The sequence below is a fragment of the Camelimonas lactis genome (genome assembly GCF_004342915.1).
Lineage (GTDB): Bacteria > Pseudomonadota > Alphaproteobacteria > Rhizobiales > Beijerinckiaceae > Camelimonas > Camelimonas lactis.
Genome location: NZ_SLWL01000001.1, coordinates 630,342 through 643,611, shown reverse-complemented (window position 1 = coordinate 643,611; position 13,270 = coordinate 630,342). Strand labels below are relative to the sequence as shown.

General features: G+C 67.5%; 10 protein-coding genes. 6 read left to right on the top strand and 4 right to left on the bottom strand.

The features are described 5' to 3' along the window. Nucleotides 1-148: 148 nt before the first annotated feature. From EV666_RS02720 to EV666_RS02705, 4 genes are all read right to left on the bottom strand, one after another. Nucleotides 149-1,351, bottom strand: coding sequence for an acetyl-CoA C-acyltransferase (locus EV666_RS02720; RefSeq protein WP_132002534.1), 1,203 nt, complete (start codon nt 1,349-1,351; stop codon nt 149-151). A gap of 140 nt (nt 1,352-1,491) precedes the next feature. Beyond that, entirely contained in the window at nt 1,492-2,421 is a 930-nt protein-coding gene (locus EV666_RS02715) for an SDR family NAD(P)-dependent oxidoreductase (RefSeq protein WP_132002531.1), read from the bottom strand. A 207-nt stretch (nt 2,422-2,628) separates the two neighbouring features. Next, nucleotides 2,629-3,054 (bottom strand): MaoC family dehydratase, encoded by a 426-nt coding sequence (locus EV666_RS02710; protein WP_376886328.1) that lies wholly within the window; start codon nt 3,052-3,054, stop codon nt 2,629-2,631. 511 nt (nt 3,055-3,565) lie between these two features. Beyond that, entirely contained in the window at nt 3,566-4,762 is a 1,197-nt protein-coding gene (locus tag EV666_RS02705) for an ABC transporter substrate-binding protein (RefSeq protein WP_376886330.1), read from the bottom strand. A 572-nt stretch (nt 4,763-5,334) separates the two neighbouring features. Between EV666_RS02705 and EV666_RS02700 the strand changes: the two genes are divergently transcribed. From EV666_RS02700 to EV666_RS02675, 6 genes are all read left to right on the top strand, one after another. Then, nucleotides 5,335-8,169 (top strand): bifunctional transaldolase/phosoglucose isomerase, encoded by a 2,835-nt coding sequence (locus tag EV666_RS02700; protein ID WP_132002522.1) that lies wholly within the window; start codon nt 5,335-5,337, stop codon nt 8,167-8,169. Between the two features lie 181 nt (nt 8,170-8,350). Then, nucleotides 8,351-9,382 (top strand): phosphogluconate dehydrogenase (NAD(+)-dependent, decarboxylating), encoded by a 1,032-nt coding sequence (gene gnd / locus EV666_RS02695; RefSeq protein ID WP_132002519.1) that lies wholly within the window; start codon nt 8,351-8,353, stop codon nt 9,380-9,382. Continuing rightward, nucleotides 9,379-10,905: a glucose-6-phosphate dehydrogenase gene (zwf, locus tag EV666_RS02690; protein WP_132002516.1), complete on the top strand. Its 1,527-nt coding sequence runs from the start codon at nt 9,379-9,381 to the stop codon at nt 10,903-10,905. Before gnd ends, zwf begins: the two co-directional genes overlap by 4 nt. A 153-nt stretch (nt 10,906-11,058) precedes the next feature. After that, nucleotides 11,059-11,814, top strand: a complete 756-nt coding sequence (gene pgl / locus EV666_RS02685; RefSeq protein WP_132002513.1) for a 6-phosphogluconolactonase — start codon at nt 11,059-11,061, stop codon at nt 11,812-11,814. Between the two features lie 8 nt (nt 11,815-11,822). After that, complete coding sequence (locus tag EV666_RS02680) at nt 11,823-12,377, top strand: gluconokinase (RefSeq protein ID WP_132002510.1); 555 nt, start codon at nt 11,823-11,825, stop codon at nt 12,375-12,377. Between the two features lie 45 nt (nt 12,378-12,422). Next, nucleotides 12,423-13,265 (top strand): Cof-type HAD-IIB family hydrolase, encoded by an 843-nt coding sequence (locus EV666_RS02675; protein ID WP_132002507.1) that lies wholly within the window; start codon nt 12,423-12,425, stop codon nt 13,263-13,265. The last annotated feature ends 5 nt before the right edge of the window (nt 13,266-13,270 follow it).

Sequence of the window (13,270 nt, the reverse complement as noted above, 5' to 3'; positions counted from 1 at the left end):
CCGCCTGCCGGCTCTGGCAAGCCGGCGCGTGAGAGGCCGGCGCAGATATGTCGCGCGTAGCGGATGCAAAAAGGCGCCGGCCCTCGCGGACCGGCGCCGGAACCATTCCGTGTCGCCGGGGGCCGGAAAGGCCCCGGCGCCTGGAAAATCAGGCGACCTCGAACAGGCCGGCCGCGCCCATGCCGCCGCCGACGCACATGGTGCAGACGACGTATTTGGCGCCGCGGCGCTTGCCCTCGATCAGCGCGTGACCGACCATGCGGGCGCCGGACATGCCATACGGATGGCCGATGGAGATGGCGCCGCCGTTGACGTTGAGCAGTTCATCCGGGATGCCGAGCTGGTCGCGGCAATACAGCACCTGCACCGCGAAAGCCTCATTCAGCTCCCACAGGCCGATGTCCTCCACCTTCAGGCCGTGGGCCTTCAGCAGCTTCGGCACGGCGAACACCGGGCCAATGCCCATCTCGTCCGGCTCGCAACCGGCGACGGCGATGCCGCGATAGATGCCAAGCGGCTGCAGGCCGCGCTTCTCGGCCAGGCGCGATTCCATCAGCACGGCGGCGGAGGCGCCGTCCGACAGCTGCGAGGCGTTGCCGGCGGTGATGTACTTGCCTTCCTTGATCACCATGCCGTTCTTGAACACCGGCTGGAGCTGCGCCAGGTTCTCATAGCTGGTGCCGGGCCGGTTGCCCTCGTCCTTCTCCAGGGTGACGGCGACGTCCTTGACCTCTCCCGACACCTTGTCCTGAACCTTCATCACCGAGGCGAGCGGGACGATCTCATCCTTGAACTTGCCGGCGGCCTGGGCGGCGGCGGTGCGATCCTGCGACTGGGCGGCGTAGCGGTCCTGGGCCTCGCGCGAAATCTTGTAGCGCTCGCCCACCGTCTCGGCCGTCTCCAGCATGCTCATGTAGAGCGCCGGCACATGCTCGACCAGCCACGGGTCGCGGGCGCGATAGTGATTCTGCTTGTCGTTCTGCACCAGCGAGATCGAATCGAGACCGCCGCCGACCACCACGTCCATGCCGTCGGAAATGATCTGCTTGGCGGCGGTGGCGATGGCCATCATGCCCGAGGCGCACTGGCGGTCGAGCGACATGCCGGCGACCGTCACCGGCAGGCCGGCGCGCATGGCGGACTGGCGGGCGACATTGAGCCCCTGCGCGCCCTGCTGCATGGCGGCGCCCATCACCACGTCCTGGATTTCGGCCGGATCGACCCTGGCGCGCGACACGGCGTGCCTGATGGCGTGCCCGCCCAGCTCCTGCGACTGGGTGTCGTTGAACGCGCCGCGATAGGCCTTGCCGATCGGCGTGCGCGCCGTTGAAACGATGACTGCCTCTCTCATGGCGTCTTCCTCCAGTTCATTGATGTCGGGCGGGATGATGCGTCCGGCGCGTCTCCCATCTTTTCCGCTGTCACGCTATAGCACTTTGGGATGAAGCGGGCGCGGCGCAACCACGCCCGCTTCACGCGTGACACGGCGTCTTAACCGCGCTTTGGCAGTTCGATGCCCTGGGCGGCCGCGGCGATGGTGACGAAATTCGCCGTCTGCTCGCCCGCGCCGCTGACCTCGCGCTGGCCTTCCGGGCTGGTGATTTCGGCCCAGTGCGCGGCCACGCCTTCCGGCGTGTTTTCTTCCGGCTTCAGGTAGGCGCCGCGGGTCTGGTAAATCCGCGTCTGGGCGTAAACCCCCGCCGCCGCTTCGAGGATCACCTTCGACGGCGCATCCTCGCTGACCAGATACAGCACGCCAGGCGAGATCATTTCCGGCGTCATCATCGCCAGCATCTGCGGCGCCATCAACTCCTCGGTCATGCGGGTGGCGGCGGCCGGCGCCAGGGTGTTGATGCGGATGTTCTTTGATGCGCCTTCCTGGTGCAGCACGTTCATCAGGCCGACCATCGAGGCCTTGGCGGCGCCGTAGTTGGCCTGGCCGAAATTGCCGTAGATGCCCGAGGCCGACGCCGTCACCAGGATGCGGCCGTAGTTCTGCTCGCGCATGATCTCCCACACCGCCTTGGTGCAGTTGACGGCGCCCATCAGGTGTACGTCGATGACCTTCCAGAAGTCATCCAGGGTCATCTTGGCGAACGTCTTGTCGCGCAGGATGCCGGCGTTGTTGATCAGGATATCGATGCGGCCCCATTTGGCCTTCGCCTCCGCGACCATGGCCTCCACCTGGGCCATGTTGGAGACGTCGGCGCCATTGGCGATCGCCTCGCCGCCGGCGGCGACGATTTCCGCCACGACGCTTTCGGCCGCCGCCATGCTGCCGCCGGTGCCGTCGCGGGCGCCGCCGAAGTCATTCACCACCACCTTCGCGCCGCGCGCGGCCAGCGCCAGCGCATGCGAGCGCCCGAGGCCGTTGCCTGCGCCCGTCACGATGGCGACGCGATTGTCAAAACGGATGCTCATGAAAGTCCTGTCCCTGTCCCTGGGTCCCTGTCCCTGGCGCCGTCTCCGCCCGCGGACGCATCGTCCTGCCCGCTGCGGCCCCGCCGCCGGGCGTGCAGCCCCGACGACAGGTCCCCTGTACCGGATTTTGATGTCAGTCCTGCTGCTGAAGTTCCCGCCCTTGCGGAGGGGCGCAACGCGCCATGCTGGCGGCGGTTCTGGCGGGCTTCAGCTGATGAAGCTCATGCCGAGCCATTCGGCGATCAGGGCCGGCTTTTCCTCGCCCTCGATCTCCACCGTCACCTCGTGCTTCAGCAGCACCTGCGTCGGCGACTTGCGGGTGAACTCCTTCAGCACGAAGCGGCCGCGCACCCGCTTGCCCGACTTCACCGGCGCGAGGAAGCGCAGCTTGTCGAGGCCGTAGTTCACGCCCATGGTGCGGCCCTTGATGCCCGGCAGCACCTCATAGGACATTGGCACCATCAGCGACATGGTGAGGAAGCCGTGGGCGATGGTGGAGCCAAACGGCGTCTTCGCCGCCGCCTCCGGATTGACGTGGATGAACTGCCAGTCCTCGGTCACGTCAGCGAACTGGTCGATGCGCTTCTGGTCAACCTCGATCCAGCGCGACACGCCGACTTCCTTGCCGACCATCGCCTCCAGTTCTTCCGGCGTCAGCTCAACCTTGGTCCCGGCCGAATTGTCCGTGCGGGCTGCTGCATTGCTCATGTCGTTTCCTTCCCCGGGGCATCGCGGCGCCCCCCTTGCAGATTTATATCCGGCGGCCCTGGAGGGACGCGTGCGTTGACGCCGGGCGTCCCCCTGCCGGCGCGAAGCCTGCTCCTGCCAGAACGGGCGCCCTGCCGGGCAAGGCGCGCCCCGATGGATCCGCCGCCTCAATCCTGCATAGAATATACCAAATCCCAGGTCCAGCAGGCGGGCTGCAACCGACTGCGACGCGGGACGCGTTCCTGACGCGCCTGACTGGCATACCTGAGCGCGCGCGACGAAAAAACCGGCCAGGGCCGGTCCTTCGTCCAAAGACCAGGCTCCCGCCCGCCGCCGCCTGTTGATGAGCGCGCCCCCGCCCCTGCATGGCGCCGCGCAAATGATAACGGCGGCCACGCCGCCGCCGTTAATTCACATCTGGAAACGCCGTCGGCGCTTACTTCTTCGCCACCATCGGGCAGCCGCCGTCCGCGAGCGGGCGGAAGGCTTGGTCGCCTGGAATGGTGGCCAGCACCTTGTAGAGATCCCACTCGCCCTTTGATTCCTCGGGCGTCTTCACTTCAAACAGATACATGTCGTGAATGGCCCGGCCATCGGGACGGATATGGCCCTTGCCGACCAGCGGGTCGTCGATCGGCATTTCCTTCATCCTGGCCATGACGGCCTTGGGGTCCTTGCTCTTCAGCGCCTCGACCGCCTTCAGGTAGTGCAGCACCGAGCCATAGACGCCGGCATGCACGCTGGTCGGCATCTTGCCGCCAAATTTCGCCGCGAAGCGCTTCGAGAAGTCACGGGTCTTGTCATTGAGATCCCAGTAGAACGCCTCGGTCAGCACCAGACCCTGCGCGGCTTTGGTCCCCAGCGAGTGGATGTCCGACGAAAAGATCAGCAGGCCTGCAAGCGACTGGCCGCCCTTGGTCAGGCCAAACTCGCCCGCCTGCTTGATGGCGTTGATGGTGTCGCCGCCGGCATTGGCCAGCGCCACTACCTTGGCCTTCGAGGCCTGGGCCTGCAGAAGCTGGGAGGAGAAATCAGCATTGCTGAGCGGATGCTTCACCGAACCCAGCACCTTGCCGCCAGAGCTCTTGATGACATTCGAGGCGTCACGCTCAAGGGCGTGGCCAAAAGCGTAATCAGCGGTGATGAAGAACCAGGTGTCGCCGCCGCGCTTGATCATCGCCTTCGCGGTGCCATTGGACAGGGCGGCGGTGTCATAGGTCCAGTGCACCGTGTTGGGCGAGCAGTTCTTGCCGGTCAGGTCTGACGAACCGGTCCCTGAATTCAGGTAGACCTTGTTTTTCTCGCGCACCACCTCGTTCACCGCGAGGCCGACGGACGACGTCGGCACGTCGGCGATGACGTCAACGCCGTCCTGGTCGATCCACTGGCGGGCGATCGTCGAGCCGACGTCCGGCTTGTTCTGGTGGTCGCCGGTCAGAACCTCGACCTTGAGGCCCTTGTCGGCCGCCTTGAAATCTTCCACCGCCATGCGGGCGGCCACGGCGGAGCCCTCGCCGGTCACGTCCGCGTACAGGCCGGACCGATCGTTGAGCACGCCGATCTTGATGGGGATCGTCCCCTGCGCGCTGGCCGCCCCGGCGCCTACGGCGGACAGGGACACAGCGCCCAGCAACGCCGCCGCCAGCACGGCGCGGCGCGAAGCCCGGGGACGTTTCCACGACTGATCCGAATTATTCCGCTCTTTATTCACGACAGCACTCCCTCCTGGCGTCGCATCACCGGCAATGCCGGAAAGCATGGGGGCCCCAGGATCGTCATGTCCTGACGCCAGCTTTCGTCATCCATTGTCCAGATTTCCCGGGAGCCTGAGAAAACAGTGGCGCGAAATACATGCGGTCCGACTGCCAACGCCCCTCTTTTTTCTCAAACTGTCGCAGAGCTGAATGGTGGTCAATGTAAACCATCGTTGTAAGCCACGTCGTCCGGCCGCGACGGAGTCATCCATTCGGGGAACTTGCGTCGCTCCGCGCCGTTTCCCGGAGGAGCTGGGGCGGCCATGACAATTTGATCGTCCCGGCGCCCTCGACATGTGGGCCTGGCCCTCCCATTGTCATGTTTTGGCGCCATGAATCGGATGGGATGGGCATCGCGCGACCTGAACGATGCCCTGACGGCGCGTCCACCTGCCTGCTCTGGCGGGAGCGGCTCACGCGCCCGGAAAAAGACCGGAAAGAAAGCGATCGCATGAACCCACTCAAAACGCTGTCGGATTTCGGGCAGGCTGCATGGCTGGATTTTCTCGCCCGCAGCTTCATCGAGAAAGGCGACCTCAAACGGCTCGTCGACCAGGATGATCTGCGCGGCGTGACCTCAAATCCGGCGATTTTCGAGAAGGCCATCGCCGACACGGACGAATATGACGCGGCGGTCGCCAGCTTCCTCGCCGGCAACGACGCGTCGGTTTCCACACTTTATGACCACCTCGCCATGCAGGACATCCGCCGGGCGGCGGACGTGCTGCGGCCGGTGTATGAATCGACCCGGGGCGCGGACGGCTATGTCAGCCTCGAAGTCTCGCCCTATCTCGCCAACGATACGGAAGGCACCATTGCCGAGGCGCGCCGCTTCTGGGCCGAGGTGGACCGTCCCAACCTGATGGTGAAGGTTCCGGCCACCGATGCGGGCGTGCCGGCGATCCGCACGCTGACCAGCGAGGGCCTCAACATCAACGTCACCCTGCTGTTCTCGCAGACCGCCTACGAGCAGGTGGCCCGGGCCTATATCGACGGCCTGCGCGAACGGCTGCGCAATGGCGGCGACATCAGCCGCATCAGCAGCGTCGCCAGCTTCTTCATCAGCCGCATCGACGTGGCGGTGGACAAGCTGCTCGAGGCGAAAATGGCCGGCGCCGCGCCGGCGGAGGCGGAGCGCATCGGCGCCCTGCGCGGCAAGGTGGCGATCGCCAACGGCAAGCAGGCCTACCAGCGCTACAAGCGCCTGTTCGGCGAGGACTTCGACGATTTGCGCGCCGCCGGCGCCCGGGCGCAGCGCCTGCTCTGGGCCTCCACCGGCACGAAGAACAAGGCTTACAGCGACGTTCTCTACATCGATGAGCTGATCGGCCCGGACACGGTGAACACCATGCCGCCGGCCACCATGGACGCCTTCCGCGACCACGGCCACGTCGGCTACACCCTTGAGGCCGACGTCGATGAGGCGGACGCGGTCATGCGGTCCGTCGCGGACCTTGGCGTCGATATCGAGGCGGTGGCCCATGAGCTGGTGGTTGACGGCGTGCGCCTGTTCGCCGACGCCGCCGACAAACTGCTGGGCTCGGTGGCGCGCAAGCGTCTTGCCGCCCTTGGCGACAAGGTCAACGCCCAGAGCCTCGTGCTGCCGCAGGACCTGACCGACGCCGTTGCCCGCCTCACTGAAGACTGGCGCGCCTCTGGCGCCATCCGCCGCCTGTGGGCTGGCGACGCCAGCCTCTGGACCAACGCCGGCGAGGACAAATGGCTCGGTTGGCTGCGCGTGGTTGAAACCGAAACCAGCCGCGTCGACGAGCTGATCAAATTCCAGCGCGACGTGGCCGAACTGGAGTTTGCCGACGCCCTGCTGATCGGCATGGGCGGCTCAAGCCTCGGGCCGGAGGTTCTGGCCGAAACCTTTGGGGCGCCAGGACGCGCCGCGCGCCTGCATGTCATCGACTCCACCGACCCGGAACAGATCGCGGCGATCGAGTCGCGCATCAACCTGAAACGCACCCTGTTCATCGTCGCCAGCAAGTCCGGCGGCACGCTCGAACCGAATATTCTCAAGGATTATTTCTACGAGAAGGTCGCCGCCGCCCTGGGGCGCGGCGAGGTGGGCAGCCGTTTCGTCGCCATCACCGATCCGGGCTCTTCCATGGAAGAAGCGGCGAAGGCCGCCTCCTTCTGGCGCACGTTCCATGGCGAGCCGACCATCGGCGGCCGCTATGCGGTGCTGTCGCGCTTCGGCCTCGCCCCCGCCGCTGTCACCGGCATGAACCTGCGCATGTTCCTGCAGAACGCCCAGGCCATGGCCTGGACGTGCGGGCCGGATGCGCCGCCGGCCGACAATCCGGGCGTGCAGCTCGGCCTGACGCTGGGCGCCGCCGCCCGGGCCGGCCGCGACAAGGTCACGCTGATCGCCTCCCCCGCCATCCGCACCTTCGGCGCCTGGGCGGAACAGCTCATCGCCGAATCCACCGGCAAGCAGGGCAAGGGCCTGATTCCGGTCGACAATGAGCCGGCGGCGGATCTGGCGGCCTATGGCCCTGACCGCGTCTTCATCTACCTGCGGCTGCGCAAGGCGTCGAACCTGGCGCAGGATGAGTTCGTGGCGGCGCTGGAGCGCGCCGGCCACCCGGTGGCGCGCATCGACATCGCCTCGCCCGATCGCATCGTCCAGGAGTTCTTCCGCTTCGAGATCGCCACGGCGGTCGCTGGCTCGGTCATCGGCATCAACCCGTTCGACCAGCCCGACGTGGAGGCCAGCAAGGTCAGGACCCGCGAGCTGAGCGCCGCCATCGAGCAGACCGGCGCCCTGCCCGCCCAGCAACCGGCGGCGCAGGTGGGGCCGTTCACGCTCTACGCCGACCCCGCCGGCGCCGGCGCCATCGCCGAGGCGGCCCGCTCCGGCGGTCTTGCCGGGGCGCTCAACGCCCATTTCAACCGGCTTGTCCCCGGCGATTACGTGGCGCTGCTGGCGTATCTGAACCGCAACGAGGCGAACACCGAGGTGTTGCAGGGCGCCCGCAAGGCGTTACTGGAGCGCCGCCGCGTCGCCACCTGCCTCGGCTTCGGGCCGCGCTTCCTGCACTCCACCGGCCAGGCCTACAAGGGCGGCCCCAACACCGGCGTGTTCCTGCAGATCACCGCTGATCACGCCGCCGACCTGCCGGTGCCCGGCCGCAAGCTCAGCTTCGGCCAGGTCGAGGCGGCGCAGGCTGCCGGCGATCTGGCGGTGCTGGAGGAACGCGGCCGGCGCTTCCTGCGGGTCCACGTCAGCGGCGACGTCGCGGAAGGGTTGCGGCAGATCGCCGGGGCAGTCGGCTAAAAAAAACGGCGGGCGCCCCCGCGCCCGCCTCCCCGGATGGGGATGCCGCCGGTTCCGCGCCTGAAGCAGTTTCCGATCCGGCGAATCACATCCCGGAAGCCAGAATTTGAATGGACGCGTTTTCTTCACGCGAACGGATATCCACTTCGCTGGAGAACGCTTCGGAGAAAGGCGACGTCTAATGCAGCTTGGAATGATCGGGCTCGGCCGCATGGGCGGCAATATCGTCCGCCGGCTCATGCAACGCGGTCATCAGGCCGTCGTCCATGACCGCGCTGAAGCGGCGGTGGCGATGCTGGCTGCTGAAGGCGCTGTCGGCGCCGCCTCCCTCGCTGATCTGGTGCAGAAGTTGCAGGCGCCGCGCGCCGTCTGGGTGATGCTGCCGGCAGGCGCCGCCACCGAAGACACGGTGATGCAGCTTGGCGACCTGCTGTCGCCCGGCGACGTCATCATTGATGGCGGCAACAGCTTCTGGCGCGACGATGTCCGCCGCGCCGGCGTATTGCGCGAAAAAGGCGTCCACTACGTGGACGTGGGCACCAGCGGCGGCGTCTGGGGGCTGGAGCGCGGCTATTGCATGATGATCGGCGGCGACAGGGAGGCGGTTGACCGGCTCGACCCGATCTTCGCCGCCCTCGCCCCGGGTCTCGGCGACATTCCCCGCACGCCGGGCCGCGACGGCCGTGACCCGCGCGTCGAGCAGGGTTACCTGCACGCCGGCCCCAACGGCGCCGGCCATTTCGTCAAGATGATCCACAACGGCATCGAATACGGCATGATGCAGGCCTACGCCGAAGGCTTCGACATCCTGAAATCGGCCGATGCGCCTGTGCGGCCGGACAACGAGCGCTTCAGTTTCGATCTCGCCGACATCGCCGAGGTCTGGCGCCGGGGCAGCGTCGTCAGCTCCTGGCTGCTCGATCTCACCGCCGACGCCCTCGCCAGCGACGGCAAGCTCGACGGCTTCTCGGGCTATGTGGACGATTCCGGCGAGGGCCGCTGGACCATTCAGGCGGCGATCGAGCAGGCGACCCCGGCCGAGGTGCTGACCGCGGCGCTCTACACCCGCTTCCGCTCCCGCCAGGAGCATACCTTCGCGGAGAAGATGCTGTCGGCCATGCGCAAGGGCTTCGGCGGGCATGTTGAAGCGCCAGGCAAACCCAGCGCCTCCGACAACGCCGCCGTGGCGCGCGGCGAGGGAGGCAACGCATGAACGCCGATCCCGCCGAGCAGGCCCACCCCGATCCCTGCTGCTTCGTCATTTTCGGCGCATCCGGCGATCTGACCCGCCGCCTGCTGCTGCCGGCGCTCTACAATCTGGCCGCCAGCGACCTGATGCCGGAGCGTTTCGCCCTTGTCGGCGTGGCGCGCGGCGAGGACACGGACGACAGTTTCCGCGCCAGGCTGGAGGAGGCGCTGCGGGAGTTCTCCACCCGACCGCTCACCCGCAAGACCGTGGCGCGGATCCTGAAAAACGTCAGCTATGTCCAGGCTGACCCGGAGCAGGAAGGCAGCTTCGAACGCCTCAAGGCCCATATCGAAAAAGTCGAAACGGACGTCGGAACCGGCGGCAACCGTATTTTCTACCTGGCGACGCCGCCCTCGGGCTTCGCGCCCATCGTCACGGCGCTGGGTCAGGCCGGGCTGGTGAAGCAGAGCCGCGACGCCTGGCGGCGGGTGATCGTCGAGAAACCGTTCGGCACGGATCTCGAATCGGCCCGCAAGCTGAATGAATCCCTTCTGGAAATCCTTCAGGAGGACCAGATTTTCCGCATGGACCACTACCTCGGCAAGGAGACGGTCCAGAACATCATGATCCTGCGCTTCGCCAACGGCCTGTTCGAGCCGTTGTGGAACCGCAATCACATCGACCATGTGCAGATCACCGTGGCCGAGACGGTCGACGTCGGCCGGCGCGGCAAGTTCTATGACGCCACCGGGGCCCTGCGCGACATGGTGCCCAACCACATGTTCCAGCTGCTGTCGCTGGTGGCGATGGAGGCGCCCGCCCGCTTCGACGCGCCGGCGGTGCGCGCCGCCAAGGCCGAGGTGCTGCAAGCGATCAGCCAGTACACGCCCGCCGAGGCGATGAAGAACTCCGTGCGCGCCGCCTATGAGGGCGGCGTGGTGCGCGGCCAGAAGGTGACCGCCTACCGCGAAACGCCGGATGTTCTGGCCGACAGCGCCACCGAAACCTATGTGGCGTTGAAACTGATGGTCGACACCTGGCGCTGGGCCGGCGTGCCGTTCTACCTGCGCACCGGCAAGGCGCTCGGCGCGCGCAAATCCGAGGTAGCGATCAAGTTCAAGGAAGCGCCGTTCAGCATGTTCCGCAATACGCCGGTCGATCGCCTCGCCCAGAACTTCCTCGTGCTCGGCATCCAGCCTGACGAAACCATCAAGCTCCACTTCAACGCCAAGGCGCCGGGGCCGGAACTGGAGATCGGCGGCGTCGACATGACGTTCCGTTACGACGACTTCTTCGACGCCGCGCCGACCACCGGCTACGAAACGCTGATCTATGACTGCATGGCCGGCGACGGCATGCTGTTCCAGCGCGCCGACGCGGTGGAGGCCGGCTGGGCGGCGGTGGAGCCGTTCCAGAAGGCCTGGGCGAAAGCCAACGACAGGGATGGCGGCAAGGATCTGGCGACTTACCCCGCCGGCACCGATGGACCGGAGGAGGCCGACAAGCTGATCTCCCGGGATGGCCGCGCCTGGCGCCCACTGTTGTGAATGCGCCAGCGGCGCATCCGCCAGCGTCCGCATGTCAGACGGCCAGCGCGACAGGGCGCCGTCATGGCGACGGCGCAGCCCAGTGCATTCCCGCGACCGGCCAGGCCGGCCGCGACCAGCTTCACCTCCTGATGGAGCCGACCGGAGATCCGCATGCCTGCCGTGAAGACCAGGGTTGCCGCCAACGCCGACGCCCTCAGCCACACCGCCGCGCGCTGGCTGGAAAATGCGTTGACAGCGGCCGAGGCCAGGCGTGGGCCGGACCAGCAGTTGCGCGTCTGCCTGTCGGGCGGATCGACGCCGAAACGTCTCTATGAACTGCTGGCCACGCCGCACTGGGCCGAACGCCTGCCGTGGGACCGCATCGCCTGGTACTTCGGCGACGACCGCTTCGTGCCCCATGACCACCCGGACAGCAACGCCCGGATGGCCGACGCCGCGCTGTTCGCCCATACGCCGGACACCGACGTCAATGTCATTCCCTATGGCCCGGATATCGAGGTTTGCGCCCGGGCCTACGATTCCCTGCTGCGCGCGGCGCATGCCGGGGACGCTGGCGCGCCCCTGTTCGACGCGGTGATCTGCGGCGTTGGCCTCGACGGGCATACGGCGTCGCTGTTTCCGGGGAAGCCGGCGCTGGCGGTGGACGACCGGCTGGCCGTCGCCGTGCCCGAAGCCGGCCAGGCGCCTTTCGTCCCGCGCATCAGCCTGACCTTCCGGGCGCTCAACGACAGCCGCGCCACGGCGGTGCTCGCCGCCGGCGCCGACAAGCGGGACATTCTGACCCGTATTTTCGCCGGCGATGACCTCCCGGCCGGCCGCATCACGGCCCACGACAGCCTGACCTGGCTGCTGGACGAGGCGGCGGCGCCCGCCTCCCTGCCGCGCCCGGGCCCCGCCGCCGGCTGATCCGCGCGATGGCGGCGCGCCCTTCCTTCCCCCAGCCCGTGACGGCCATCGTCGTCATGGGCGTGTCCGGCGCCGGCAAGACCACCATCGGCAGGGCGCTGGCGCGGCGGCTGGACATGGCGTTCATTGACGCCGACGATCTGCATCCGCCGGCCAACGTGGCGCGCATGGCCGCCGGGCTGCCGCTCACCGACGCCGACCGCGCGCCGTGGCTGGCGCGGGTGCGCGCCGCCATCTGCGACGCCCGGCGCGACGGTCGCCAGCTGGTGATCGCCTGCTCGGCGCTGAAGCGATGTTATCGGCAGGCGATCGGCGGCGGCGCGGCCGATGTGCGCATGGTCTGGCTTACCGGCGCGCCGGAACTGATCCGTCGCCGGATGGGCGCGCGCCAGGGGCATTTCATGACGGCGGCCATGCTCGACAGCCAGCTGGCGACGCTGGAGCCGCCCGCGCCGGGCGAAAACATCCCCCGGGTGGACGTCGACGCCACGCCGGAGGCAATCGTCGACCGCATCCTCGCCGACCTGTTTCCCGGAATGCGGACCCGTTTAGCCGAATTCTGACCAGATGCATCCGTCCGGTCGGAAAGCGCTCCATGGAGGCATGACATGACGACTGAAGGCCAGCGCCGCGCCCCGCCCGACCAGTTGAAATGGGTGGTGTCAGATGTGGACGGCACCATCGTCAACCGGGACAAGGAGGTGACGGAGGCCAGCCGCCGCGCGGCCCAACGCCTGCGCGCCGCCGGCGTCGGCCTCACCATCGCCAGCAGCCGCCCGCCGTGGGGCATGCGACATGTGGCGGACGCGCTGCAGATCGACGGCCCGATCGCCGGCTTCAACGGCGGCGTGGTGGTCGGCAGCGACGGCAAGGCGCTGCGCGAAACCCGCATTCCGGCCGAGGCGGCCCGCGCCGCCCTTGATCTGCTGGCCGCGGAAAAGATCAGCGCGTGGCTGTTCACCGACAGCATGTGGCTGATTCTGGACCCGGAGGGGCCGCATGTGGCCCATGAACGGCGAACCATCAAATCCGATCCGGCGGTGGTCCCGGATTTCGCGCCATGGGTCTGCCAGGGCTGCAAGATCGTCGGCGCCAGCGACGATTACGATCACCTGGCCGACGTCGCCCGCCGCATGGGCGTTCTGCTCGCAGACAGCGCCAACAGCGGCCTGTCGCAGAAATACTACCTCGACGTGACGCCGCCTGGCGTCGACAAGGGTTCGGCTGTCGATTTTGTCAGCGAGGCCTTCGCCATTCCCGCCTCCTCCATCGCCGTCATCGGCGACATGGACAACGACGTGGCCATGTTTCGCAAGGCCGGTTTCGCCATCGCCATGGGCAACGGCTCGCCGGCGGCGCTGGCCGCCGCCGACATGGTCACCCGCAGCAACAATGAGGACGGTTTCGCCGCCGCCATCGACGCCCTGCTGGATGGCCGGACCGGGGTATGATGTCC